Here is a 25,818-nt window from a genome sequence, read left to right on the forward strand (position 1 = left end):
CCTGTCCATTTTTCAGTCAATGGGTGGAGAAATTTACACGAGGGTGTTCAATATGAGGGAGCTCAAGGAGAGGCTCATCGAGATGTTCTTCTCCGAGGAGGCTGTACTCTTCGGGCACTTCGTACTAACGTCCGGGAAGGAGAGCGACTACTACATCAACGTCAAGAAGCTCTCCACCAATCCGGAGGCGCTCAAGCTCATAGCACGGCTGATGAGGGAAACGGCCGAAGAGAGGGGCATAGACTTCGACCGCGTTGCCGGTCCGGAGCTTGGGGCCGTCCCCATAGCGACCGCGCTGGCTTTGGAGACCGGAAAGCCCCTGGTCATAGTCAGGAAGAAGCCCAAGGGTCACGGCACTGGGAGCCAGATCGAGGGAGAGGTTAAGCCGGGGGAGAGAATCCTCCTCGTCGAGGACGTGACGACGACGGGCGGAAGCGTCCTCCGCGCGGCCGAGGTTCTGGAGAAAGCAGGAGCCAAAATAGCAGCCATAAGCGTGGTCGTGGATCGGGAGGAGGGCGCGGAGGAGAGGATAGGTGAGGAGTACACCTTCCTCCCGCTCGTCGGGGTCTCAGAGCTTTTTGAGAGAAGAGACGTTCGTTCCGCGGAGCAGTGATGCCAGGGCATCGTAGAGCCTCGAGAAAAGTCCCTTCTTCCTTTTCTCCCCGAACACCCATTCGTCGAGTATCTCCCCGCTCTCACCTATAGCCTTCGAGGCCTTGGCGTGGGGGGCGTGGTCGATGACAGGCCTGCCGTAGTTGGTCGCCTCCGGAACTCTGTGATCGAAGGGTATCACCCCGACCACCGGGACATCGACGCTGTACTCTAGGAAATCGATTATGTCATCGACGTTGCTCGAGGATTCCCTGACCTTGTTGAGTACGACGCCGACCTTGAGGCCGTAGGCGTCGCCGAGGGACTTGAGCTTTATGACCTCGTTCTCTATCATTCTGTGGACGGAGTAGATGGGACAGCGCTCTATCTCCACTATGATTAACTGATACTGGGCAAGCCGAAAGGTGGATATCGTGTCGAAGGGAATGCCAACCGGGGAGTCTATTATCGTGATGTTATACCTGGACTGTATCTCCCTCACTATATCCCTCAGCCTTTTCTGGTCGAGGTCTATGACGTCATAGAGCTTTGAACTTCCCGGCAGTATGTCCGTTCCCGTCCTCGGATCGTGATACACGGCGTCGATAACCCTCATCTCAGGATTCTTCAAGAGGGTGTGAATGTTGTACTGGGGGGCATATATTCCGAAGTGAAAGGCGAGCTTTGGAAGGTACAGGTCGCCATCGACGACAAGCGAGCGGTAGCCCTTCTTCGAGAAGTATGCTCCAAGGTTGGAGGTCATCGTCGTCTTTCCCGCCCCTCCCCTGCCGGTAATGACCACTGATACCATAAACTAGGCCCCCTTTGAATTGTTCGGTTTCAAGAAAATGATTGAAGAACAGGTCAGAGGTAATCCTCGATGGTCTTTGCCCTGACCATTATTGCGGCCTTGTCCTGGCCGTAGAAGACCTCAACGAGACCGTCGGATTCGAGCTCTTTAACCGCCCGAAAAACTGCGGGCGCAGGTGTCTCCAGTTCGGCGCTCAGGGTCTGGAGGGCAACGGCCCTCTTCTTGGTGGCGAGGATTTTATACACCACATCTTTGCGTCGGCCGAACATCAGACGGCACCGTTAGTAATTACGTCCCCGAACTAAATAAACCTTCCGCGGCCAGAATTGGCCATCTTTCAAGGGCAGGTTTATAAGGCGTGCAGGTTATGGTGGAGCATGCGCGGGGTTGTGGAGAGACTGGACTTGGAGGGCCTTGGGGTAGTGAGGGACGGGAGGAGGGAGGTGCACGTTCCATTCACCGCACCCGGGGACGTCGTTGAGGTCAAAAAATGGCGGAGGAAGAAGCGCACCTTGATTGCCACAGATTTTGAGGTGGTTGAACCCTCCCCAGAGCGGACGGAGCCCGTCTGTCCCTATTTCGGCGTCTGCGGCGGCTGTCTCCTTCAGCACATTCCCTACGAAAGGCAGGTGGAGTTCAAGGAGGAGAAACTCTCGACACTCCTTGGCATGGACATCAAGGTCATACCCTCCCCGGTGATTTACGGTCATAGAAACAGGATTGATGTTGTCATTTCGACAAGGGGCATAGGCTTCAGGCGCCGCGGAACCTGGTGGGACGCGGTCGATATCGAGCACTGCCCCGTTTTCGGCGAGGTGAGCGGGAGGATTCTCCGCTCCCTGAGGGAGTTCATAGAAGACTCCAAGCCGAGCCTCTACGAGATACGGCGGAACGAGGGCTTCCTGCGCTACATCGTCATAAGGGAGGGCAAGTTCACGGGCGAGCTGATGGTGAACCTGGTGACGTCGGAGGGTTCCCTGCCGGAGCGCTTTCCAGAGTACTTTGACTACGCGGACTCGATATACTGGAGCGTGAACAGAACCCAGAGCGACGTCTCTTACGGCGAGATAGAGCGCTTTTGGAAGGCCGAGTTTATAAGGGAGAGACTGGACGACGTCACCTACCTGATTCACCCGAACAGCTTCTTCCAGACCAACAGCTATCAGGCCGTGACGTTGGTTAGAAAGGTGGCGGAGCTGGTGGACGGGGATAGCGTTCTCGACCTCTACTCGGGCGTTGGGACGTTCGGCGTTTACCTTGCGAAGAGGGGCTTTAAGGTTGAGGGGATTGAGGTGAACCCCTTCGCGGTGGAGATGGCCAACAAAAACGCGGAGCTGAACGGCGTTGAGGCTAGCTTTATGGTCGGGGAGGACAGGGACGTGGAAAGCCTGGCCAGATACGACACTGTAATAGTCGATCCGCCGCGGGCGGGCCTTCACCCCAAGCTGATTCGGAAAATCTTAAAAGACAAACCTCCAAGCATCGTTTACGTCTCCTGCAACCCCGGAACCCTCGCCCAGAACCTTGAGGTGCTGGGGGAGAAGTACGCGGTCGAGAGCGCCATTGGCATTGACATGTTCCCCCACACGCCCCACGTGGAGACGGTTGTCAAACTTAAACTCAAGGTTTAACTTTAGAACCGATAAGTTCAAAAGCTTAATATACTTGGTCTGCATAATGTTAGTTAGAGGTGATGAAAGATGCTTGACGAAAGGGACAGGATCATAATCGAGATGCTCACCAAGGACGCACGCACCCCGTTCACGGAGATAGCGAAGGTCCTTGGCATAAGCGAGACGGCCGTTAGGAAGCGCGTGAAGGCACTCGAAGAGGCTGGCGTTATAAAGCAGTACACCGTCGTGGTGGACCCCTCAAAGCTCGGCTACAACCTCGTCAGCCTGACCGGTGTTGATACCCTCCCCGAGAAGATCTTCGATGTGGCCGAGAAGCTCAAGGAGTTCGACTTCGTGAGGGAGGTTTACCTCACCAGCGGCGACCACATGATAATGGCCGAGGTCTGGGCCAAGGACGGGGAGGACCTCTCGGACATAATCTCCAACAAGATAGGCCGCCTCGATGGCGTCACCAAGGTCTGCCCCGCGATAATACTCGAGAAGCTCAAGTGAGACACGCCAACCGGCGTGCACTTTTCTGATTTTTAGCCGACTGACGGTAAGGGGCGATGGCGTTATTTGGCCAGTTCTCGCATTTTAGGCTGAGAGATTGGGACTTTAGATGCCCCTTCGGAAAATGACCACTCCCCGCAAGCACTGAAGTTTCGCCAAAAGTTTGTAGCTCTCAAAGGAGAACACGCTCAAACAACTCCCAACAAGGGGTTATTCCTCTCTTGACGCCCTTCGGGCGTCTTTTTAGAGGTAAACCCGCACTCGCAGGGCAGTTTTGAATGTTCTCGAGTTTAAAACGACCATTCCCGAGAAAACCACCCAAAATTTTAACCTTTTCAAAAAGAGCTACCAACTTTGATGAAACTTCGCCAAGCAAAGTTTCAATGGTGGGGGCGCGGGGATTTGAACCCCGGTCCGCGGGTTTCTCCGGGTCAGAGCTCCAAAGGCTCATCCCCAATCAGCAAACCCGCAAGTCCTCATACCTCTGGAGCCCGCGATGATGGACCAGGCTACACCACGCCCCCGTCCGGCTTAAGCTTAGCGGGAGGAGGTTTATAAACTTTGCTCCCGGAAGTTTTATTAACTTTGGCTTACAAAAATATTTCGAGGTGGTAAAGATGGAGGAGCCCATAGTCATAGGAAAGGACAAGTTCAGGATAAGCGAGGACGAGACCGCCAGGAGGGAACTCCGGGTCATGAAGGTTCACGACGACGTCATACAGATTCAGGAGGAGGTCCACGGTATAATAGCTCTCGTCGGAGCAAGTTCGAGCGTGAACATCAAGAAGGATGAGCTCAGGAACCTCATCAAGGTCGTTAAGGAGCAGTTCGGCTGGACAGACATCTGCGAGTGATATCCTTTCGTTCTTTCCTTGCCCTAGGGCTGCTGAATTTTGACTTCTTCTTGTGTATCATCGACGGTGATATTAACGTTTTATAAGCATAAAAGTGGTTAAAGCTACCGGTGGTTGCCATGGCCGTTGGAGAGAAGATAACCCTAAGCGTCATCAAGGCCGACATCGGCGGCTGGCCCGGACACTCCAGGGTGCACCCTCAGCTCGTCGAGACGGCCGAGGAAGTCCTCTCAAAGGCTGTCGAGGAGGGAACGATAATCGACTTCTACGTCGCCACCTGCGGCGATGACCTCCAGCTAATAATGACCCACAGGAAGGGTGTAGACAGCCCTGATGTCCACGGTCTTGCCTGGAAGGCCTTCGAGGAGGCCACAAAGGTTGCCAAGGAGCTCGGCCTCTACGGTGCCGGCCAGGATCTTCTCAAGGACGCCTTCAGTGGTAACGTCCGCGGAATGGGGCCGGGAGTTGCTGAGATGGAGATAACGCTGAGAAAGAGCGAGCCGGTGGTTACATTCCACATGGACAAGACCGAACCCGGTGCCTTCAACCTCCCGATATTCAGAATGTTCGCGGATCCTTTCAACACCGCCGGCCTAGTCATCGACCCGAACATGCACATGGGCTTCCGCTTCGAGGTCTGGGACATAAAGGAGCACAAGCGCGTTATCCTCAGCACTCCGGAGGAGCTCTACGACCTCCTCGCCCTCATCGGCGCCAAGAGCAGGTACGTCATCAAGCGCGTCTTCCCGAAGGAGGGCCACAAGATAGCCAAGGACGAGCCGGTCGCTGTTGTGAGCACCGAGAAGCTCTTTGAAATAGCCGGTGAGTACATAGGGAAGGACGACCCGGTCGCCATCGTCCGCGCCCAGAGTGGACTTCCAGCTCTCGGCGAGGTTCTCGAGCCATTCGCCTTCCCGCACCTCGTCAGCGGGTGGATGAGGGGTTCCCACAACGGACCGATAATGCCCGTCCCGATGCACCAGGCCAACCCGACGAGGTTCGACGGCCCGCCAAGAGTTGTTGCCCTCGGCTGGCAGATAAGCCCTGAAGGAAAGCTCGTCGGTCCGGTTGATCTGTTCGACGACCCGGCCTTTGACTACGCAAGGCAGAAGGCCCTTGAGATTGCTGAATACATACGCAGACACGGGCCCTTCGAGCCCCACAGGCTCCCGATGGAGGACATGGAGTACACCACCCTTCCGGGCGTCCTGGAGAGACTCGAAGAGCGCTTTGAGGACATAGAGTGAGTCCTCCTTTTTCTCCTTTGGTTCCCTCAACGTTTCTTGGCCGTCCCGATTGCTAAGATTTTTAAAACCTCGCGTCCAACTTTTTTGATAGACCCATCGGAAGCCTTAAATATTCTCCTCCCAAAAACTAACACTCGGAGTGATACAAAGGGGTGAGAGCATGAAGTTCACAGTTCTCAGGCTCAAGCTGGACGAGAGGAAAGTTGAGAGTGAGGAAGTGGATAGAGACGGGATCTACGGCGTCATAGACTACGGCATAGAGCTCCACGAGAGCCTTGAAACGCACTCCCTTGATCCTTATGATCCCAGAAACGTCACGGTAATGGGAATGGGGCCGTTCTCGGGCTCAACCCTGCCCGGAGCGCACAGGCTAATGTTCTTCTTCCGCTCGCCGCTCTACGGCACGCTCTTCCCCTCTGCAATGGGAGGTGCCGCTTACGCCTTCAAGAACGTCGGCGTTGATTTCGTAACCTTTGAGGGCAAGGCCGAGAAGCCCGTTGTGGTGCTCCTCTACAACGACGGTGAGAACGTTCACGTTGAGCTCCACGAGATTGAACTCGAAAAGGTCATAGAGATATGGAGGGGCTACAAGGGCGAAGAGGGGGTTTATGCCCTCACCCAGTACCTCATCGAGACCTTTGGCGATAAGTTTGACTTCGAGTACAGAATAGCGGTCGTTGGACCGGCCTCGCTGAACACCAACTACGGCGCTATATTCTCCCAGGCCCTCAGGAAGGGAGAACGTCTGGTCGGCAGTGAAGACTGGGCCGCGAGAGGAGGCTCTGGAAGCGTTCTCCTCCGCGCTCACAACGTCGTTGGAATAATCTTCGGCGGGAAGCCGAGGAAGAGGCCCTTCCCGGGTGAAGACATCGGCAACTTCAGAACGGCCAAGGGCATAGTGGAAGGCGTCCACAAGAAGCCTTACAACGAGATTATAGCTGAAAAGACCACCAAGTACCGCTTCAACCCCAAGCTCAACACTGGCGGAACCTTCGGCGGCAACTACCCTGCCGAGGGCGACTTCGTACCCATACTCAACTGGCAGATGCCGTACATACCGAAGGAGGAGCGCATTAGGATACACGAGAACATAATGAAGCACTACTGGGAGCCCTTCAACGAAGAGGCGATAAAGCCCAAGAACTGGACGACCTGCGGCGAGCCGTGTCCCGTCGTCTGTAAGAAGTACAGGCGCGGACACCACGTCGAGTACGAGCCTTACGAGGCCAACGGGCCCCTCAGCGGGAGCATCTCCCTGAGGGCAAGCGACATAAGCGTCCACGCCGTCGATGCGATGGGCTTCGACGCGATAGAGTTCGGCGGAACCGCCGCCTGGGTCCTTGAGCTCGTCCACCGCGGTCTGCTCAAGCCGGAGGAAGTTGGTATAAGCGGAAAGCCGGAGTTCACGAAGGAGGCTTTAATCGAGCGCCCGGTCGAGGCGAGCGAGGTCAACGCAAAGCTTGTGGCTGAATTGGCCCACCGCGTCGCCTTCGCCGAGAACGAGATTGCCAGGGTAATCGGTCTCGGCAAGAGGAAGGCGAGCGTTATCCTCGACGAGAAGTTCAAGGACAGGCTCAAGTACGGCGAGAGCTTCAAGGACTACGCGGTCTTCACTCCCCTCGGCGAGAACGGCGAGATGACACCGACGATGTACTGGGCCATCGGCAACTACATACCGCTCCCGATTCAAGGAAGATACTGGACCTTCTATCAGTTCGGCGTCTTCCTCGAGCCCGAGGAGCTGGCGAGCAAGATAATAGCGAGCGCCCTCTGGGAGTTCTGGTACGACAACGTCGGCTGGTGCCGCTTCCACAGGGGCTGGATGAAGCCCGTCCTTAAGGCGCTCTTCATGGAGGCCTACGGTGAGAACGTGGACATGGAGGAGCACGCGAGGAAGCAGCTCAAGAGGCTCATCGAGTACGCGAGGAAGGCCGGCTACAGGCCTGTCTTCTGGGACTCGATGCGCGTTATAGACCTCGTGGCAGCGGGAAGCGAGGAGTTCGGAAATGAAAGATGGGCCGAGAAGTTCAGGATTGACAAGGTCGGCACGGCAAAGGAGTATCTCGAAAGGGTTCTTGATGCCTACAGCGAAGCGCTCGGCGTTGAGTGGAGGCTCTGAGTTATTTTCCTCTTTTTGAGAACAACCCTTATATTCTCCCCCTCTTCATGAATCTCAGGTGAGAAGAATGAGGGCAGTTGTAATAGGCTCCGGAATCGGCGGCCTTCTGACGGCCTCTTTCCTGGCCAAGAACGGTTACGACGTCACCGTCATCGAGAAGGCCCCCTACGTCGGTGGGCGCTTCACCAATCTGGAATACAGGGGCTTCGGCCTCTCCACCGGGGCCTTTCACATGCTCCCCCACGGCGAGGACGGGCCTCTGGCTCACCTCCTGAAGCTCCTTGGGGCTGAGGTCAAGATAGTTAACTCAGACCCCAAAGGCATGATCTTCTACGAAGGAAGAACCTTCTCCTACCGCGAGGGCTGGAAGTACCTCGGCTTCAGGGAGAAGGCGAGGGCGATGAAGCTCATGGCGGACGTGAGGAGGGGCAAGCTCCCCGTGGGGGAGGAGGCCGAGATGAGCGGCCGCGAGTGGATACGCGAGAGGGTTGGCGACAACGAGTTCGTGGATCTCTTCTTCCAGAGCTTCCTCGGCTGGGCCGACAGCGTGCTGGACGTTCCGGCCGGAGAGCTGGCGAGGGAGATAAAGGCGGCCCTGAGGTGGGGCGGACCTGGACTGATCAAGGGCGGCTGCAGGGCCGTAACGGGCGAGCTCGCGAGGATAACCGAGAACAGCGGCGGAAGGATAATGACAGGCAAAAAGGCCGTTGAAATCGATGTCGAGAAAAAGAGGGTCATCACCGCTGACAACGACGAGCTCCCCTACGATGTCCTAATCTCCAATGTGGGAATAAAGGAGACCGTCGAGCTCATCGGAAGGGACAACTTCGAGCGTGAGTACCTCAAGCGCGTTGATTCGCTGAGGCCGAGCGAGGGTATAAAGTACAACGTGGCCCTGAAAGGGGAGCCAAGGGTCGGCAACACCGTCGTCTTCACCCTCGACACCGAGAGGATAAACGGCTACAACGAGCCCTCCAGCCTTTCCCCGGAGCTGGCAAGGGAAGGCTACACCCTGATAATGCTCCATCACGCTTTGCAGAGCAGAAACGTTAAGGCCGAGAGGAAGAAGGGGATAGAGGACATCTACCGCATATTCCCGAACCTGGATAACGAGGGCGAGATTCTGCTCGTTCAGACTTACCTTGAAGGGAATCCAGTGAACAGGGTGGCGAGCGGGCAGACCGTCGAGGACTTCCCGATGAGTGATGTTTACATCGTCGGCGACGCTTACAAGCTCCCCGGAGGGATAGAGGTGGAGGGCATAGCCCTCGGCGTCATGAGAACGCTCGAGAGGCTTGGATTGGGGAACTTCTCGGACTGGTACCTCTGAGGGAATCCGCCCTTTTGGAGCCTTGCTATTCTTTACCTTTGCCAACTTATTTTCCGGCCTTTCGAACCTTTTTCCAGTGAACAGCCTTGGCTTCTAACGAACGTTTTTATCCCCTTGCGCGTAGCTATACCTCCAGGAGGTGATGCTCATGAAGAGGGTTGTAATAGCCTTGGGCGGCAACGCTATTCTCCAGCGAGGCCAGAAGGGAACCTACGAGGAACAGATGGCCAACGTCATGAAGACTGCCAGGCAGATAGTGGACATAATCCTGGACGGGGACTACGAGGTGGTCATAACCCACGGGAACGGCCCGCAGGTCGGTGCTTTGCTCCTCCACATGGACGCCGGCCAGGCCGTCCACGGCATTCCTGCCCAGCCTATGGACGTGGCCGGAGCGATGACGCAGGGCCAGATAGGCTACATGATCCAGCAGGCGCTCGTCAACGAGCTCCGCGCGAGGGGTATTGAAAAGCCAGTCGCTACGATAGTGACGCAGACCCTCGTTGACAAGGACGATCCCGCCTTCCAGAATCCGAGCAAGCCGGTTGGGCCCTTCTACGATGAGGAGACAGCCAAAAAGCTCGCGGAGGAGAAGGGCTGGGTTGTTGTGGAGGACTCCGGGAGGGGCTGGAGGAGGGTAGTGCCGAGCCCCGATCCGAAGGGCCACGTAGAGGCACCAGTGATAGTCGATCTCGTTGAGAAGGGCTTCATAGTCATAGCGAGCGGCGGCGGTGGCGTTCCCGTCGTGGAGGAGAACGGCCGGCTCCGGGGTGTGGAAGCGGTTATAGACAAGGACCTGGCTGGCGAGAAGCTGGCGGAGGAGGTCAACGCCGACATCTTCATGATTCTCACCGATGTGAATGGCGCGGCGGTAAACTTCGGCAAGCCCGACGAGCGCTGGCTCGGAAAGGTCACCGTCGAGGAGCTGAAGCGCTATTACAAGGAGGGCCACTTTAAGAAGGGTAGCATGGGGCCGAAGGTTTTGGCCGCCATAAGGTTCGTCGAGGGGGGTGGGGAAAGGGCGGTTATAGCCCACCTCGAGAAGGCCGTCGATGCCCTCAAGGGCAAGACAGGTACCCAGGTCGTGAAGGCCTGAACCAAAGGCTATAAATACCACCCCTCCCTTCTTTATCAGGTGATACCATGAGTGAGGCAACCAGCGGATTCTTCGGCTCTCTTCTGTGGTGGCTGTTCTTCATGTACATCTTGCTTTGGCCCCAGATGCAGTACAGGAGCCTGCAGATAGCGAGGGCCAAGCTGCTCAAGAGGCTCTCGGAAAAGAGGGGCTCAACCGTCATAACGATGATCCACAGGCAGGAAAGCATCGGCCTCTTTGGAATCCCCTTCTACAAGTTCATAAGCGTCGAGGACAGCGAGGAGGTGCTGAGAGCTATTCGCTCGGCCCCCAAGGACAAGCCGATAGACCTCATCATACACACTCCCGGTGGGCTTGTGCTGGCGGCGACGCAGATAGCTAAGGCCCTCCACGACCACCCGGCGGAGACTCGTGTGATAGTTCCCCACTACGCCATGAGCGGCGGGACTTTGATAGCGCTCGCCGCGGACAAGATAATAATGGATCCCCACGCGGTTCTCGGCCCCGTTGACCCCCAGCTCGGCCAGTACCCCGGGCCGAGCATCGTCAGGGCCGTCGAGAAGAAAGGCGCCGACAAGGTTGACGACCAGACCCTTATCCTGGCCGACGTTGCGGAGAAGGCCATAAAGCAGGTTCGTGACTTCGTCTACAGCATTCTCAAGGACAGGTATGGAGAGGAGAAGGCCAAAGAGCTGGCACAGATACTCACTGAGGGCAGGTGGACGCACGACTACCCGATAACCTACGAGCAGGCCAGGGAGCTCGGTCTTCACGTCAGCACGGACGTTCCCGAGGAGGTCTATGCCCTCATGGAGCTGTACAAGCAGCCCATGAAGCAGAGGGGCACGGTCGAGTTCATGCCCTACACCCAGCGCGGCGAGAGTTCCAAATGAAGCTTCCCTCAGCTTTCTCAACTTTTTTGCTAGGTTGAGGCTTCCCGGGCCAAAAAGTTTTTATTTGCTCATTCCTTTTTGAGTCCAGAAATGTTTGAGCAGGTCAAGCTGTTCTAAAAAGGGAGAGGGGTAAGAGCAATGCAGACGAAAGTGGATCCAGAGGAGATTAAGAGGATCAAGAGGGAGATAGAGGCCCTTGAGAAAGAGAGAAACGAGATAAGGGCCAAACTTGATGAACTTGAAAAGGAGCTTCAAATCTGGATTCAGAGAAGGGACGAGAAGAACAACGAGGTTAAGGGGCTCCGCCAGAGGGGAAGGGAGTACAAGGCCAAGCGCGACGAGATCAACCAGCAGATACAGGAGCTAAAGAAAAACCGCGAGGAGATAAACGCGAAGCTCGACCTCCTCTACCAGGAGATACTCGAGTACAGAACCAAGAGGGACGAGTACAACCAGCTCCGCAGACTTAAGATGCCGCCGGAGAAGATACAGGAGAGGATAGAGAAACTCGAGTGGGAACTCCAGACCAATCCGAACATAACGCCCGACCGGGAGAAGCAGATAGTTGACCAGATCCAGGTTCTCGCGACGGAGCTCGAGATAATCCAGCAGGCCGAGCGCTTCCACAGAAAGCTCGTCGAGGCGAGGAAGAAGGTTGACCAGCTCAAGAAGGCCAGGCGGAACATCAGCCTCGAGATACAGAAGCTTGCCAACCAGAGCCAGCAGTTCCACGAGCAGATGATAGAGGCCTTCAACAAGGCTGACGAGGTCAAAAAGGAGGCCGATGAGTACCACGCCAAGGTCGTCGAGCTACGCGACAAGATAAGGGAGGTCAGGAGGGAGCTCCGCGCTATCGAAAGGAAGATAAGGGAATACGACGAGAAGCACAAGGAGCTCATAGCCTACAGGCTTGTCGCGAGGATGCGCGCCAAGAAGGACGCCAGCTTTGAGAAGGCAGTCGAGGCCCTGGAGAAGTTCAAGCGCGGTGAGAAGCTCACCCTCGACGAGCTGCTGCTCCTCCAGAGGTACAACCTCGTCTGAGGCCTGGCTATGGAGGTAATCAGGCACGAGGGGCCCGGAAGGCTGGGTCTGGTTAGGCTGGGAGAGCACTCCTTCAGAACCCCAGCCTTGGCTGGGGTAGACTTCACCCTCTCCCCCTTCAACTCCTTCTTCCACCCGGAGGAGCCGGGGGATTATGACTTCAACTTAGCCCCGGCCATTCCGCTCGGCTTCTACACCCCCGCCGAGGTCATTGAAAAAGCCATTGGAAGGCTCTGGAGCGTAAACTACGAGGGCTTCAACGCCTTCTACCTGCCAGCACTCAGGAGGACGGAATACCTTCCCGAGTTCTTCAAGATAATCGAACGCTATGGCTTTGAGGCCGTCTACCTTGGCAACACCAAGATACTCGTCAAGGAGTATCGTTACTTCGTGAGAATCCTTAGGGAACTCCGCGAGAGGTTCCCCAACGTCATGATAATCGCCGATCTGGAGCCCTTCTTCTACCCGCTGGCGGTTTATCTCGGTGTGGATGCCTTCGAGACGCGCTCGCTCAAGCTCTACGACTTCGAGGGCAAGGGTTTCACTCAGTTTAGCCCGTTCCTCTGGGACAGGGAACCAAACTCCCTCGACTTCGCGAGGGAAACCATATTGCTCGTCAGGAGGGCCATTGAAGAGGGCAAGCTCCGCTACCTCGTCGAGAACTTCTTCAACACCCAGTACCACGCGGGGATTCTGAGGATAGCCGACCTGGAGCACGGGGATTACCTTGAGAAGTACACCCCAATCCAGAGGGAGACGGTCTACTTCATGAGCGAAGCCTCGATAAGGAGGCCCGAGGTAAAGCGCTGGCACGAGCGCGTTGTCGAGCGCTTCGTCCCACCGAAGAACACCGAGCTTGTGCTCCTCTTCCCCTGCTCGGCCAAAAAGCCCTATTCATTCTCGCGCTCACACACCCTCTACCGCAGAGCCGTGAAGGAGGCCCTCGGCTCTGGAATAAGCAGGGTTCACGAGCTTATCCTCACCTCCCCATTTGGCGTCGTGCCTAGGGAGTGGGAGTGGTTAGCAAAGTATGACATAGTCGTCACCGGCCACTGGAACGAGGAGGAGATTAAGCCAGCGGCCGAGCTCCTCGCGAAGACACTGGAGAAGTACCCGAGGGACGTTCCGATAATAGCTCACCTCGACGAAGCCTACGTCGAGATAGCCAAGCTCGCCGGTGAGCTGAGCGGGAGGGAAATTATCTTCACCCGCGTTGAGAACGGCACGACGAGCAGGGAGAGCCTTAAAGCCCTCACCGAGACGCTGGGGGAGTTCGAGCTTGAGGGAACCAAGGAGGACAGGACCTACCGCTACTTTGAAAACATAAGGAAGGTCTTCGACTTCTACTTCGGTGCTGGAGCCGGGGAAGCCGTTCTCCCGGAGAACGGGCAGGTGAAGGGCTCCAAGATGCTCCGCCTCTTCGTTGACGGCCAGCAGACGGGAACCTTCAGGGACGGCGTGATAAGCGTCACCCCCTTCGGAATGCAGAGGATCTACGATTCGCTCAAGGCATACTGGGTGAATGTGGACTTCGAGCTCCGCGGCGACGTCTTCGCGGTGGGAGTTGATGAGGCGGACCCGACTATAAGACCGGACGACATCGTCGGCGTCGTCAGGGACGGAAAAGTTGTCGGCGTCGGAAAGGCAGTTCTGAGCGGAGAGGAGATGGTTAGGGCGAAGAAGGGCGTGGCTGTAAAGGTCAGGAAGAGGGCCTGACCATGAGGAGAACTCTGTACCTTTCTCTCCTTCTCGTGGTTCTCCTTTCTCTTCTTCCCGGTGCCTGTGCCGACTACCTTGGGGCTGAGAGCTTTGACTTTCACGTCTTGGCTGTGTACGGTGACTCCGCCGTCCTCTCGCTCGTCTACGTCCCCTACTCAACCTCAATGAGTGACATGCTTGTGCCCACGGGCTACTTTTACTACAACTTCTACGTGAACTCGACAGGGGCGTATTTCATCGGTGGATCCTGGGACACGCCGGTCGTTTACTGGTACCGGGGATTATACTATGTGTTTGTCCCGGACGAAGGGAGGGTAGATGTCTATAGAATGGGTGAGGACTGCTTCGAGAGGGTCACATCGGTGAAGACGGGCCTGGAAGGTTCGCCCAACTTCGCCGTGGCCGTGCCATACCTGGTGGTCCAGGTCTCGGAGAACGAGCTCCTTGCCATCAACGTCGCCAGAAACGCCACCGCCGGAATCCTCGATCTGAGGGAGACCGAGAGCGGTACCTACTTCAAGGGGGTAACGGTAGTCAAAGGGCCGTGGGGTGTTGAACTGGAGGGGGACGAACCCGAGAAGCCGCCGAAACCGTTGAATGTCGAGGTGGACAACGGAAGGCTTAAAATCCCGGGGAAGGGTGTGGAGCTATCCCTCCAGGCTGTTGCCGAGCATCTGTGGGACGACAGGGAAGCGGGTCATCTCAGGGCGTACGAACTTGAGAACGCGCTCCTCCTTGTTCCACCGGACGTTACGCACTACTTCGCGCCAGATGCCAACTCCACGGGTGAACTGTTGGTCTTTGGAAACGAGAGCGTCCCTGTTCGGGGAATTTCGGAAGTTTCTCTCCTATACTACGATGGAAGCCTAAAGGTATTCCCACTCGGGGAGGGGTGGGGGAGCAGGTTTGCTGTGGGGGCCGATAACGTGACGTTCAGCCGGTGCGAGGTGCCGAGGACCTACGCCCTCGAGTTCTGGGCGGCGGTCGTTCTGCTCGCACTTATAGGCTTCACCTGGTTCTTTATGGTCCGGCGGTAAGAAAACTCTAAAAAGCCGCACTCCCCTTCTTTGACCATGCCGAGGCACTTCAAGCGGGGCGTCAAAAGGGAGCACCACTTTCTCAAGGGACTTGAGAAACCCCTTGAGAGGATAGCCGCGATACCCGGGGTCAAAAAGGTTATCCCCGGGAGGATTTACGCGAGCGACTCCAGGGGCTTCGAGATTAAGGTGACGCGGGAAACGCAGACCGGGCTGAAGCTCGTCGCCAAGAGCAATGGAAGCGTTCAGGAGGTTTTTCTTGTCGTGGACAGGGCGGAGAGGGATAGAGTCAGGAGTGAGATAGAGCGCCTCTCCGACGAGTGGACGAAATAGTTTTAAACCTCGGCCTGTAACTATCGTTGATAGTTATGGGGAGAACTAAAACTAGGTTATGTCATTACGATGTTACTGCGGTCTTCATTGCACTTGCCTATTCAGCCCTTTTGATGCATTTCAGCCTCGTTAAGTTCGAGTGCTTTCGCTACACCAGCCTTGACCTTGGGATCTTCACCCAGTCACTGGCCGGCTTCCTCCACGGCAGGCCCCTGTTCAACACCGTTGAATGGCAGCTCTACGGTACGCCAAATCATCTCGCCGTTCACTTCCAACCGTTTCTCTATCTCCTGGTCCCGATATTCGCGGTATTTCCGTCCCCAAAAACACTGCTCGTCCTCCAGACTGCTGCCCTGGGTTTCTCCGTGTTTCTGGCATACGTCCTCGCTAGGAAGCTCCTGTCCCCTCTGGAAGCGCTGGCGGCGACGGTTCTCTACGCCTTCAACTCCTCCCTCGTTGGCATAAACCTCTTCGAGTTCCACCCCGTCTCCTTCGCCGTCCCCCTCTTTATCCTCTCGGCGATTTTTCTGGTCGATCGCAGGGAACGGGCATTCTTCCTCGTTTCCGGGCTCATACTGACCATCAAGGAGGACGCCTTTCTCGGTGTTCTCTCCCTCTCCCTATGGTGGGCCTTCGGAGATGAAATCTCCCTCAAAAGCGCAAGGAAAAACCGTCCTCTGCTTCTTCTGGCGGCCCTCTCCCTGCTGTACGGTGCGGTGGTCATAAAGCTGGTGATCCCGGCCCTTGGGGGCGGCTACCTGTACGGGAGCCTCTACACCGAACCCCGGCTGGATAGGCAGAAGCTCCTCTACTTCCTCCTTTTCAACCTGAGCCTGGGCCTCCTGCCGCTCTTCAGACCCAGGAACGCCCTTCTTCTTACCCTCCCCTGGCTTGAAAACCTCCTGGCATCGAGGCCCAGCCAAACGACTTTCGGCTTCCACTACCCCTACATGGTTCTCCCCCTCTCCTTCATCGGTGCGGTCTTCGCGCTCAGGGAGCTCGACCTCAGGAGGATCCTTCCCGTTCTCCTGAGTGTTGGCCTTCTGGTTTCCCTGGCGACGATGCCGGTCGAGCTGAATCAGCCGGAGAAACCGCTCCCCCTCGTCTACCCCTCGGTTCTCGAACCCATACCCGGCCGAAAGGCGGTGGAACCGGTCATCGAGTTCCTCCTGGGGAGCAACCTTTCCGTCTACACCCAGCCGGCCTTTTACCCCGCCCTGGCCGTCAAGCCCGACGTTTACGTTTACCCCGCCGGGGTGGAGCCGGACGCGGTTCTCGTGAACGTGAAAACCTACCGCGGCAGGCTCTACCTTGAGAGGCTTCAAAAGATGGTGGGGGGGAAGTACCGTCCCGTCTACTCCCGGGACGGCGTGATGCTGTACATCAGGGAGGGGCTGAACGTCTCGGTTTTTGGGCTGGTGCCCACAGGATCCTAAAATAGGGGGCCTGGAAAAAGCAAATGTCATATCTCCTCGATCTCGGGCACCACCTCATCAGGGGTTCCCGTCAGCACCACCCTCCCCGCGGCTATCACAACGATTCTGTCCGCAAACTCAACGAGGGGGCGCCAGATGTGGGAAACCACGACCATGTTGGTCCCCTTTTGGGCCAGCTCTCCTATAACTCCTGCGACTTCCTTTATCCCCTCCAGATCCAGGTTGGCTAGAGGCTCATCTAGGAGCACCAGCTCGGGTTTTCCGAGGAACGCCTGGGCCAGGCTGATCCTCTTGAGCATGCCCGCCGAGTACTCTCCCATCTTTCTGTTCAGGTACTTCTCGGCCGAGAATAGCTCCGCGGCTTTGATTACTTCTTCTCCGTCCAGCCCCTTGACTTCGGCGATGTAGGTGAGCCATTCCCTGGCCGTCCTGTGCTTTGGAAGGGCCGGCGGGTCGAAGGAGACGCCTATCCTTTTCCTCAGCCCGTCGTTGCTCCAGGGCTTCTCGCCCAGGACCCTGATTTCCCCTTTGCTCGGCCTGTACAGGCCGGCGCAGAGGTTCAGGAAGGTGCTCTTTCCGCCACCGTTGGGGCCGAGTATCAGCGTCAGTCCCCCCTCGATTTCGAGGTTTATCGAATCCAGGGCCACCAGCCTGCCGAACCGCTTGGTGAGGTTCTTCGCGGTTATCATCTTCTCCTCCCCTCCACGAGCAGGACGGCCGCGAGAAGGAGGGCGCTCACACCTCCCAGGCCGTACCTGATGTTGAGAACGGTTACCGAGGGGTGCCTGTTGATCACCCTGACCGCCAGGGTAACCGGCGTCATCGACCCCACCGCGAAATAGTAGGGCCCCGAGTGCTCCAGCATCGCCCTGCCGCGGAAACTGCCCGTCACGTTCCTTTCGAGGATCGCCCTTCCGCTTTCGGGGTCGAAGACCCTGACGGTATAGCCGGTTCCCTCGTCGGCGCTGGCACTGAGCACTGCCGTTCCCGCTGACGGCACCACCATTCCCTGCCCCACGAGGACGACCTCGGAAATCGGCTGGGTCAGGGCGTTCTTTTCTATCGGGAACACGAGGATTGTCATTATGACTATCGACAGCAGTACCGCCTTCAGGAGCCTCATGAGACGTCCCTCCACTCGCTGAGTATGAGGGCCACGCCGAGCATCACCGCCGGTAGAAGAAGCCCCACGTAGAAGGAACCGTCGAGGAACGCCGCCACCCTGTCGGAGGGGTAGAACTGGGTCGTGTAGGCTTTGAAGAACGCATCGTCGATGACCCTCGGGGGAAGGCTCCTCAGTTTAAGCACGAGGGGGGCGTAGAGGAGCGTTATGCTTCCGAGGAGGGCGGCGAAGGTGTTCGGGGAGAGCATAGCCACCAGGGCCGATAAAGATACCACGTAGAGCACCATCATGGCTCAGTAGAGGAGGTAGCCCGCTAAGAAGCCCTCCCCGAAGAGTGCCCTTCTCATCAGCTCAGGGACGTCCCCGTGAATGTATAAGAACGCCAGGAGGGCCGGCAGGATTGAGGCAAGGAAGAGCAGCACCATCGCGGAGAGCGCCTTTGAAAGGACCACCGAATGGTTCCTGACGGGCAGGCTGTAGATGCTCTTGGCAACCCTAGTGTCCCTGTCGTACCTGAGCATCAGGGAGACCAGCAGGGCCCCGGTGAGCGCGAATATCGTGTACTCCTCGGTTCCCAGCCTTGGGAGTATCAGTCCCAGGGTCTTGGCGGACTCGGAAACTATTACGCTATCCGGCCCGGCTATCATAAACACGGTATCGTTGCTCGTCAGGCCGGAAAAGAAGGTGATGCCGAGCATGACGAAGCCGAAGATGAAGACGAGCAGGTTGTAGGGATCCTCAAGCTCCCACCTTATCTGGGCCCTCATTGCCTCACCTCCTCAGCCTCAGGGCCAGGTAGACCGCACCCACGACCCCGGCAAGGATACCCGCCTTGACCCACAGGGAGCCGTTGTCCCTTCCCGGCGGGCCAGGGACGTCATCGGTGGGCGGCGCTGAGGGGACAGGAGTGTTCTCAGGAACACTGTTTTCGCGGGTCTGCGACTTTTCCCCGGCCCCGGTGTCGTCTGCTCCGCCAGAGGGCGGCGAGGTGACGATTTCCCTATCCTCCACCGCGGGCTTCTTTTCCAGGCTCACCTCGATCCTCTTCGACTCGTTCGGGGCCAGGATTACCTCCAGGCTCTTCGTGAGATAGCCGGGAGCCTTCACTGTGATGTTGTAGCGCCCGGGGCTGAGCGTTAGGTTTTTGGATTTGACCTCCTCGCCGTTAAGGAGCACCGTCGCGTTTTCCGGATAGGTTACCACAGTTAGGGCCGCGCTGGCCGGGGAGAGCCTCAGGAAAACACTCGCACTCTCTGCCAGAAACACGGATTCTTTAGCCGAGAGGTTGCCCTTAGAGGCTACGACGGTGTAGTTCCCGGGGGGAAGAAAGAGCGTCGCGGGCGTTGTGGCGAAGGCCCTCAGTACCCCGTCGGTGACCACGAGGGAAGCGTTGCCCGGCTCGGAATCGACCTTAAGGGGAACCGCTCTCACAGCCCTCCTCTCCACCGTCAGCGAGGACTTCACCTTTTCCATGTCCACGCTGATGTGGCGGGTTTCGTTGGGGACCACCCTGACGAGGCACTGGACCAAGTAGTGGTTCTCCGCTATTCCCACCGTGTGGGTGTCGAGCTTATGGATCACCGGTATCCGTACCGTCCCGTAGTAGCTGACGGCGGTGGCGTTGTAAACGTCGCGGGGAATGGCCGGAACGTAGAGGCCCATGGGGGTGTAGAAAATGTAGCGGTTGTAGCCGCCGTTGATGTAGAACGTCAAACCCTGGGGCACGGAGTCTATCTCCAGCCGCGCCCAGGGGACGAGGTAGGTGGCGTTTCTGACGCTTTCCGAGTGAGTTGCCCCTGGGTACACTTCGACGTAGAAAATGCAGGGTTTCCCGTCATCGTCTCCAATGTGCATGAAGGTTCCATTGAGGGTTATGTACACCTCGTCCCTTCCCCGCACTGCGAGGCCCATTGGGTAGGGATTCGATACGTTGAGATACCCGGAGTTGCTTCCACACCCACCTGGGAACGCAAACGGATTGAAGGGAGGGTTGAGCTTCTCCCGGCTGTAGTTGGCGCTCTCGTTGAAGATTGCCCATATCGACACGATCCCCTCCCCTGAAACCGCTTCCGCAATCTCGTCGGGATTCACGCGGAGGATTGTGGCTTCCCCAGCCTTCACCGAAACCCTGGCGGTTACGGTTACGTTTCCGGTTATCCTGACTGTGTAGTTCCCCGGCTTGAGCACCAGGCCCACGGGAGTGGTGTAAGAGCCCACCCCCTCTATCTCGGCCACGTTTCCAGGTGCCTCGACGAACAGGTAGCCGGGCCTCTCCATCGTGCTTTCTCCGGCCGAATATGCCGGAGGAACGAGCAGACCGGCCATCAAAAACGCCAGAAAAATGAGCTTCCATCTCACCGCTTCCACCTCCTTTCCGTCCACAGAGCTGTCATGGCGAGAACGACGAGCGAGATGACGAAGAAGTACCTGACTGGGGTCGAAGGCGAGCGCCCGCTCCCGTAGTCCGGGAGCTTGACGTTGGTGTCGTAGAGGTTAAAGCCGGGTTGCCACCATTCTTTATCCGCCCTGCCCTCGGCGAAGAGTTTTGACATTTTTTCGCCGGCCAGGTAATCGTAACTGTTTCCCAGTATCACCCCAAGGGACAGGAGTTCGGGCGAGGTTTTCATGAGCCTGGTGGTCAGCATTATGCCAGTGTCAAAGTCGTATACCCCTCCCGAGATTAGTGAGGCCTTTATGATGCCGCCACCCCTTGACCAGACCAGCGGCACCGCGTTGCTCTCGATAAGGACGTAGGGCGGGTTAAAGTCCCCGTAGTACGTGTGGAGAATTTTTTTGTCCATCCAGGTGAACGAGACGTTGTTCACCACCAGATCGGAGGTTGTGAAGTTGAACTCCCTTAGGATGCTCGAACGGACGAGCAGGCCCCCCTTCTTTGGTAATCTGGAGGGGTCCACGAAAAACGTGGGCCTTCCAAGAACTCTGCCGTTGTGGTGGTACATCATGTCGGTCAGGTTAAGGAGGATCGTTCTTGAGAGAACCAGTTTACCGAGGGGTTTCTGAAAATTGGCCAGCGCGTTGTTAAGCTCCAAAGTAACCCTGATTGAGGCGCTGTCATTGGAAACGTCAACGATCTCAAAGGTTAAGAAGACGTTTCCTTCTGCCACTAGGGTCATGAAGGAGTTGTTATCGACTTCCTCCACGGCGGATATGTTCTCGTAGGCATCTTCCGGTAGAAGTTCCGGCCACACCTGGAACGCGTTCCATTCCTGTCCGTTAGGATTTTCGGGCACCATAAGGGCGTATTTGATATACACCCCCTTCTGGAACCAGTATGGAAGTGAGTAAACTGGCGCTGCGGCCGCTGAAAGTGTCAGAAGTGCCAGGACAGCGGCGATGGTTTTCCTCATTCTCCCCTCCACCTCCAGTTCAGGAGGGCGCTGAGAAGTAGAAGTAACAGAGAAACCGAGAAGAGGTATTTCATCTTTGTGTCAGGAACCTCACTTGATGACGTTTTTGGAAACCTGACGTTGGTGTCGTAGAGGTTAAAGCCGGGATTCCAGAGCTCATGGGGGGGTTTCGCCCCTGTCCTTAAGCCTCTCATTCCTTTCGGCGGCTGAATAATCATAACTGTCGCCGTTTATTACTCCGAGGGCCAGCAACTCTGGAGTCACATCAAAAAATCCTGTTATCAAAACTCCTGTATCAAAGTCATAGATGTAGTTGTTCCAAATTGTGGCCGAGTAATAACCATCACTGAGTTTCCAGTAGAAAGGAACCTGTGAGCTGGATATGTGGATATATGGGGGTTCGAAAGTGCGATAATATGTGTTTAACTTTGTATGCTCCCACAAAGAATAGGATACATTGTCCACAAGAATGTCCTGGGTTGCAGCACCTAATTTCCCGACACGACTCATATTTACCAGTAGACTTCCTTTGGGGGGCAGATTCTCTGGGAAGACAAGAAAAGTTGGTCTCCCGATTACTGAACCGTTGTCATCTATGTATTCCATGCGTCTAAGATCCAGAGTGAGGATTGTGGACATAACAATTTTATCTAAATAATATCTGTTGTAAATCCAGACATCATTAAGTTCGAGGGTGGTGTTTACCAGCGCAGTCTCATTTTGTACATTCAATATCATTAACGTCAAAAACACGTTCCCCCGAACCACCAAGGATACAAGCTCATCTGCACCTGTACCATTTAGACGTTTTAAAATTAAATCCCGGGATTGATTTGGTATTTGGGATAGGTAAACCTCAAAGATGTTGACCTTCCTTTCGTCTCCGGGTGATAGCAGGGCGTATTTAACGTAAGTCCCCTCCTGGAACCAGTTGGGGAGGGCGTGAACTGGGGGCAGGGTCACCGATAGGACTACCAGCGAAAAAACGATCGACCTTGGAATCCCCACGCGCGTGCACCCTCCATGCGTGCGGTGCGATTGTAGTACTGGGACGTCCCTTATAAGTCTTACGTTTCAAGGTTGTGTTTAACGCACCCGATTCAGTGAATCCAAAAACAGCCATCATCTGTTGTATGGTGGCGAATCTGGGGCCAAGTAATCAACGTGCCTGATTCCCGAGAAGGACTTGGGGCGAACCCTCAACGAACCCAAAAAGGTTTAAACTGAGAGCAGGTTCTAAATCTCTCCCTTCCCCTCGAAGAACGCCTCAAGCTCCTCGTCGCTTATCCCGTCGTCCGTTTCCGTGTAGCCCAGCTCCCTCTTCTGGAGTTCTATGAGTCCGGGCGTGAGCAGAAGCTTCCCGTTCAGCTTCGGCACCGCGTAGTGGAGCGTTATCTCGCTGAACTCGTCCAGCTTTATCGTGGGGTTAAGCTCGTACTCAATCTCCCCCAGCCTCTTCCCTTCCGCGATAAGCTTCGCCACTATCGCCGAGCCGTCTATGGAAAACTGCACGCTCCCGATGTGCCTGGCCTTCGCACCCTCAATCTTCTCGGTTATGAACTTCTTGGTTTTTCCCGTGAACTCGAAGTCGCCAAGGATTCCGCCGACGACTATTATCGTGTCCCCCTCGATGTCCTCCGGCTTCAGCTCCTCCTCAGCGAAGGGGTCGAGGATTATGAGCTTCGAGCGGTCGAAGGGGAACTCTGTGACGCTCTGGCTCAAAACGCTTCCCAGCTTCGCGAGTTCTTCCCTTTCATGAGGTTCTACGTTGGTGAATATCAGCCTCTCCCCCCACCACTCGCTCGCGTGCCTGTACTCGAGCAGTACCCAGTCGCGCAGTTCCTCCAGGTGTTCTATGAGCAGGTACGGCATGAGCATCACCACGCCCGCTTTGCCCTTTGGTCTTAAAAGCCTGCCGACTCCCCAATCCTGCCCAGCAAGGGTTTTAACGGGGAAGGACGAGTTGCACCCATGGGCTTTCGGGAGAAGTATGCGAAGCTCGGCGAGAGGTACGAGAGGATAGACGGCCCGCTGGAGAGGTTCTTTGACCCGCTGAGGAGGAAGGCGGCCGGCTACGTCGCCGGCAGGGTGCTCGAGGTCGGCGTCGGCACCGGCTTCATGCTCCCCCATTACCCACGGGACATCGAGCTGCACGCGATAGATGCCGTCCCCGAGATGGTGGAGGTGGCGAAGGAGAGGGCCGAGGAAATTGGTTTGAACGCCAGATTCTACGTGATGGACGCCGAAAAGCTGGAGTTCCCAAGCGGGAGCTTCGATACCGTCCTTTCAGCCTTCGTCTTCTGCACCGTCCCGGACCCGGAGAGGGCCATGGCAGAAATACACCGCGTCCTTAAGCCCGGCGGGAGGGTAATCCTGCTTGAGCACACGAAGAGCGACTGCAGGCTTCTGAACTGGCTGTTTCTCAAACCCCTCGACGTTCTCCTTGGTCTCTTGCTGGAGGACAACACGCTGAGGGAAACGCACCTTCTGGCCAGAAAATACTTCGAAATCGAGCACGAGGAGAGCCACTACCGGGGAATAGTCCGGCTCATTGTGGGCAGGAAGGGGTGAGGGAATGAGCGCGAGAAAAATGTGGTGCGGTGGCCGGGATTTGAACCCGGGTTACCGGCTTGGGAGGCCGGTGTCCTGGACCAGGCTAGACTACCACCGCCCTGGCCCGCTATAATTAAGCCGTTCTCCATTTAAAAGCTTTATCGTTCCCGCCCGAGGACTATGCCCCCAACTATCATCGCCAGTCCCGCCACGGTTGCCGGCGCTATGCTCTCCCCCACGACGATGGAAATGAGGAACAGGCTCAGGAAGGGCACGAGGTAGGCCAGGTTGGAGGCAAAGGCCATGTCCCCCTCCACCGCCCGGTACCAGAGGAGAAAGGTAATCCCCATCTCGAACAGGCCGACGTAAACCGCTCCAGCGAGGCCTTCCACGGGTGGTACCGTGAGGTTGCCGGTCGCGACCGCAACGATTGAAACGTATGCGAAGCCGAAGAGGAAGTTCCAGAACATCTTCTCAACGAGCTGTCTCTCATCGCGGAGGTTGAGGAGCCAGTAGGCTGCCCAGACCACCGCGCTTCCCAGGCCGAGGGCAACGCCGAGCGGGTCGGTGAAGTTTAGCCCTCCCAGGTCACCCTTCGTCGCCACGACGAGGGCACCGAGGAATCCGAGGAAGAGACCGGCCATGGTTCTGGCACCCAGTTTCTTTCCGAGGAGTGGAATCGATAGGAGCACGAGCATCAGCGGCCAGGTGTAGTTTAAAGCCTGCGCTTCCTGGGCCGGCAGGAGGTCGTAGGCAGAGAAGAGCACGGTGTAGTAGAGGAGAGGGTTTACGAGGCCCAGGTAGGCCGAGCGGAGGTTATCCCTCCTTGGGCTGAAGTCCCTCGCATAGAGAAGCCCGAAGAGCGCGAGCGAGGTCAGCGAGGCGTAGAGGAGAAGCTGGAGCGGGCTCATGTAGCGGAGCGAGAGCTTGAAGGCGGAAGCGACCGTTGACCACAACAGCACCGCACCGACGGCGTGTTTCCTTGACATGGTGTTGGGAGGGGCGGAGGGGGATAAAAGGCTATCGCTCCACCAGAACGCGCTCGATTACCGGATCCGTTATCCTGTACCGCTTCACCCCTGAGCTGAAGTCCTCTTCGATCCAGCTCATCTTCTCCAGGTTCCTGAGGAGGCCGGCTAAACGCGAATTCGGAACCCTCTGTCCCCTGGAGGAGAGGTAGTCCCTTATCAGCTCCCACCTGTTGTGTCCCCTGGCTATGGCCTCGAGGATCAGGACGTAGCGGGGGCTTCTCCTTTTCAGCTCCTCCAGCTCGCCCCTGAGGAAGCCCCTGGCGCGGTTGAACACGTAATCAAGCGAGCCCTTAAGGTCCCGGGTCTCTGCATACCTCCTTCCGAACTCGACCAGCCACCCGGGCACGCCATCGAGCACATCAACGGCTTCCTCGATGACCTCGCTCGAAACATCAACGTTCATCTCCGAGAAACCCCTGCGGAGGAAGCCGATGGAAAGCTCCCGCGGGAACGGTTTGAGAACGACCTCCCTGTGGGCCCTCCCGTAGAGGGGGCTCTCGTAGTCGTCCGTGCCCAGGAAATCGTGGAGCAGGCCCACCTCGGAGCCGGTGAGTATAAACCTCAGGTTATCGAGGTTGTCGTAGGAGTAGGCTAAAAGGGCCAGGAACTCCCTGCCTCCCCTCGAACCGTAAAACCTGAGGTACTGGGCCTCGTCGATGCCTACAACCGCGCCGACCTCGTTAAGTGCCTCGAGAACCTCCGAAAGACGAACGTCCCGACCGAGCTCAAGCCTTAATCCAGAGATTGAGACGCCCCTGACGTGGCCGAGAACCTCGAAGACCCTGCCCTTGATGGCACCCCTAAGGGAGTTTAAGGCCCTCTCGAACTCCCTGATGAGCGATTCCGAGGTTATCCAGCCGCCGGAGTCAAAGTACATCTTCCTGGCATCGATGTAGACTCCGTTTTCGAGCTCGTTGAGTGCAACCCTTAGAAGGGAGCTCTTTCCAACGCGCCGTATTCCCAGGAGGAGCGTTAAGGGTTCCGAGGTCGTCACGAGCTCGTTTATTTCCTCTTCCCTGTCAAACAGCTCCTCCCGTCTTTTCTTTGGTCTCGGGTCAAACAGCATAGGTAATGCCCCCGTTACCAGGTAACGGTACCGTTACCTAAAAG

The 25,818-nt window shown here is 56.8% G+C and carries 27 protein-coding genes and 2 tRNA genes; 15 read left to right on the forward strand and 14 right to left on the reverse strand.

Annotated elements, in window-relative coordinates; translation table 11 throughout:
* The first annotated feature begins 52 nt into the window (after positions 1–52).
* A complete protein-coding gene (pyrE, locus tag CL1_RS06215) occupies positions 53–613 on the forward strand; it encodes an orotate phosphoribosyltransferase (RefSeq protein ID WP_014789035.1) in 561 nt (186 codons plus the stop codon).
* Here the strand turns inward: pyrE and CL1_RS06220 are convergent.
* Together CL1_RS06220 and CL1_RS06225 are read right to left on the reverse strand one after the other, a co-directional pair.
* On the reverse strand, positions 569–1,402 hold the full coding sequence (locus tag CL1_RS06220) for a MinD/ParA family ATP-binding protein (RefSeq protein WP_014789036.1): 834 nt from the start codon (positions 1,400–1,402) through the stop codon (positions 569–571). The genes pyrE and CL1_RS06220 overlap by 45 nt on opposite strands.
* Before the next feature lie 53 nt (positions 1,403–1,455).
* Positions 1,456–1,671: a helix-turn-helix domain-containing protein gene (locus tag CL1_RS06225; protein WP_014789037.1), complete on the reverse strand. Its 216-nt coding sequence runs from the start codon at positions 1,669–1,671 to the stop codon at positions 1,456–1,458.
* A gap of 108 nt (positions 1,672–1,779) precedes the next feature.
* Here CL1_RS06225 and rlmD point away from each other — a divergent pair, with 108 nt between their 5' ends.
* Together rlmD and lrpA are read left to right on the forward strand one after the other, a co-directional pair.
* On the forward strand, positions 1,780–3,033 hold the full coding sequence (rlmD, locus tag CL1_RS06230; RefSeq protein WP_014789038.1) for a 23S rRNA (uracil(1939)-C(5))-methyltransferase RlmD: 1,254 nt from the start codon (positions 1,780–1,782) through the stop codon (positions 3,031–3,033).
* A gap of 69 nt (positions 3,034–3,102) precedes the next feature.
* Entirely contained in the window at positions 3,103–3,528 is a 426-nt protein-coding gene (lrpA, locus tag CL1_RS06235; protein WP_014789039.1) for an HTH-type transcriptional regulator LrpA, read from the forward strand.
* A gap of 384 nt (positions 3,529–3,912) precedes the next feature.
* Here the strand turns inward: lrpA and CL1_RS06240 are convergent.
* Positions 3,913–4,052 (reverse strand) — tRNA-Trp (locus tag CL1_RS06240).
* Between the two features lie 93 nt (positions 4,053–4,145).
* On the opposite strand from CL1_RS06240, the gene CL1_RS06245 reads away from it, so the two are divergent.
* The 11 genes from CL1_RS06245 (at position 4,146) to CL1_RS06295 (ending at position 16,633) form a co-directional block, all read left to right on the forward strand.
* Complete coding sequence (locus CL1_RS06245; protein WP_014789040.1) at positions 4,146–4,382, forward strand: hypothetical protein; 237 nt, start codon at positions 4,146–4,148, stop codon at positions 4,380–4,382.
* 119 nt (positions 4,383–4,501) lie between these two features.
* Entirely contained in the window at positions 4,502–5,629 is a 1,128-nt protein-coding gene (gene fbp / locus CL1_RS06250; protein WP_014789041.1) for a fructose-1,6-bisphosphate aldolase/phosphatase, read from the forward strand.
* A gap of 160 nt (positions 5,630–5,789) precedes the next feature.
* Complete coding sequence (gene gor, locus CL1_RS06255) at positions 5,790–7,748, forward strand: glyceraldehyde-3-phosphate:ferredoxin oxidoreductase (protein WP_014789042.1); 1,959 nt, start codon at positions 5,790–5,792, stop codon at positions 7,746–7,748.
* 67 nt (positions 7,749–7,815) lie between these two features.
* The gene (locus tag CL1_RS06260) at positions 7,816–9,078 is read left to right on the forward strand and encodes a phytoene desaturase family protein (protein WP_014789043.1); all 1,263 of its coding nucleotides are present in this window, start codon (positions 7,816–7,818) and stop codon (positions 9,076–9,078) included.
* Positions 9,079–9,226: 148 nt separating this feature from the next.
* Positions 9,227–10,174 (forward strand): carbamate kinase, encoded by a 948-nt coding sequence (gene arcC, locus CL1_RS06265; protein WP_014789044.1) that lies wholly within the window; start codon positions 9,227–9,229, stop codon positions 10,172–10,174.
* Positions 10,175–10,221: 47 nt separating this feature from the next.
* Positions 10,222–11,067 (forward strand): SDH family Clp fold serine proteinase, encoded by an 846-nt coding sequence (locus tag CL1_RS06270; protein WP_014789045.1) that lies wholly within the window; start codon positions 10,222–10,224, stop codon positions 11,065–11,067.
* 138 nt (positions 11,068–11,205) lie between these two features.
* A complete protein-coding gene (locus CL1_RS06275) occupies positions 11,206–12,108 on the forward strand; it encodes a coiled-coil protein (protein WP_014789046.1) in 903 nt (300 codons plus the stop codon).
* 9 nt (positions 12,109–12,117) lie between these two features.
* Entirely contained in the window at positions 12,118–13,824 is a 1,707-nt protein-coding gene (arcS, locus tag CL1_RS06280; protein WP_014789047.1) for an archaeosine synthase subunit alpha, read from the forward strand.
* A 2-nt stretch (positions 13,825–13,826) separates the two neighbouring features.
* Entirely contained in the window at positions 13,827–14,864 is a 1,038-nt protein-coding gene (locus tag CL1_RS06285; protein ID WP_014789048.1) for a hypothetical protein, read from the forward strand.
* Between the two features lie 36 nt (positions 14,865–14,900).
* Positions 14,901–15,197, forward strand: coding sequence for a DUF2103 domain-containing protein (locus tag CL1_RS06290; RefSeq protein WP_014789049.1), 297 nt, complete (start codon positions 14,901–14,903; stop codon positions 15,195–15,197).
* Positions 15,198–15,232: 35 nt separating this feature from the next.
* Positions 15,233–16,633 carry a DUF2079 domain-containing protein gene (locus tag CL1_RS06295; RefSeq protein ID WP_014789050.1) on the forward strand — a complete coding sequence of 467 codons (1,401 nt, stop codon included), beginning with the start codon at positions 15,233–15,235 and terminating at the stop codon, positions 16,631–16,633.
* A gap of 26 nt (positions 16,634–16,659) precedes the next feature.
* On the opposite strand, the gene CL1_RS06300 is transcribed toward CL1_RS06295, so the two are convergent.
* The 8 genes from CL1_RS06300 to CL1_RS06330 all read right to left on the reverse strand — a co-directional run bounded on the left by CL1_RS06300 (position 16,660) and on the right by CL1_RS06330 (position 22,996).
* Complete coding sequence (locus tag CL1_RS06300; protein WP_014789051.1) at positions 16,660–17,322, reverse strand: ABC transporter ATP-binding protein; 663 nt, start codon at positions 17,320–17,322, stop codon at positions 16,660–16,662.
* Entirely contained in the window at positions 17,319–17,756 is a 438-nt protein-coding gene (locus CL1_RS06305; protein ID WP_014789052.1) for a hypothetical protein, read from the reverse strand. The genes CL1_RS06300 and CL1_RS06305 overlap by 4 nt, the downstream gene beginning before the upstream one ends.
* Positions 17,753–18,046 (reverse strand): hypothetical protein, encoded by a 294-nt coding sequence (locus CL1_RS10520; protein ID WP_148267291.1) that lies wholly within the window; start codon positions 18,044–18,046, stop codon positions 17,753–17,755. Before CL1_RS10520 ends, CL1_RS06305 begins: the two co-directional genes overlap by 4 nt.
* A 3-nt stretch (positions 18,047–18,049) precedes the next feature.
* A complete protein-coding gene (locus tag CL1_RS10525; protein WP_052304116.1) occupies positions 18,050–18,523 on the reverse strand; it encodes an ABC-2 transporter permease in 474 nt (157 codons plus the stop codon).
* A gap of 4 nt (positions 18,524–18,527) precedes the next feature.
* Positions 18,528–20,114: a PEGA domain-containing protein gene (locus tag CL1_RS06315; protein ID WP_014789053.1), complete on the reverse strand. Its 1,587-nt coding sequence runs from the start codon at positions 20,112–20,114 to the stop codon at positions 18,528–18,530.
* Positions 20,111–21,124 carry a hypothetical protein gene (locus CL1_RS06320; protein ID WP_014789054.1) on the reverse strand — a complete coding sequence of 338 codons (1,014 nt, stop codon included), beginning with the start codon at positions 21,122–21,124 and terminating at the stop codon, positions 20,111–20,113. Before CL1_RS06320 ends, CL1_RS06315 begins: the two co-directional genes overlap by 4 nt.
* A 156-nt stretch (positions 21,125–21,280) precedes the next feature.
* Positions 21,281–22,132, reverse strand: coding sequence for a hypothetical protein (locus CL1_RS06325; RefSeq protein WP_048152036.1), 852 nt, complete (start codon positions 22,130–22,132; stop codon positions 21,281–21,283).
* A gap of 228 nt (positions 22,133–22,360) precedes the next feature.
* Complete coding sequence (locus tag CL1_RS06330; RefSeq protein WP_048152038.1) at positions 22,361–22,996, reverse strand: hypothetical protein; 636 nt, start codon at positions 22,994–22,996, stop codon at positions 22,361–22,363.
* Between the two features lie 99 nt (positions 22,997–23,095).
* Between CL1_RS06330 and CL1_RS06335 the strand changes: the two genes are divergently transcribed.
* Positions 23,096–23,695, forward strand: a complete 600-nt coding sequence (locus CL1_RS06335) for a class I SAM-dependent methyltransferase (protein WP_014789056.1) — start codon at positions 23,096–23,098, stop codon at positions 23,693–23,695.
* Positions 23,696–23,717: 22 nt separating this feature from the next.
* Here the strand turns inward: CL1_RS06335 and CL1_RS06340 are convergent.
* From CL1_RS06340 to CL1_RS06350, 3 genes are all read right to left on the reverse strand, one after another.
* Positions 23,718–23,795 (reverse strand) — tRNA-Gly (locus tag CL1_RS06340).
* Positions 23,796–23,835: 40 nt separating this feature from the next.
* Positions 23,836–24,666 carry a DMT family transporter gene (locus CL1_RS06345; RefSeq protein WP_014789057.1) on the reverse strand — a complete coding sequence of 277 codons (831 nt, stop codon included), beginning with the start codon at positions 24,664–24,666 and terminating at the stop codon, positions 23,836–23,838.
* Between the two features lie 31 nt (positions 24,667–24,697).
* Complete coding sequence (locus CL1_RS06350) at positions 24,698–25,774, reverse strand: AAA family ATPase (RefSeq protein WP_014789058.1); 1,077 nt, start codon at positions 25,772–25,774, stop codon at positions 24,698–24,700.
* Between the last annotated feature and the right edge of the window lie 44 nt (positions 25,775–25,818).

This window comes from Thermococcus cleftensis, assembly GCF_000265525.1.
GTDB lineage: Archaea > Methanobacteriota_B > Thermococci > Thermococcales > Thermococcaceae > Thermococcus > Thermococcus cleftensis.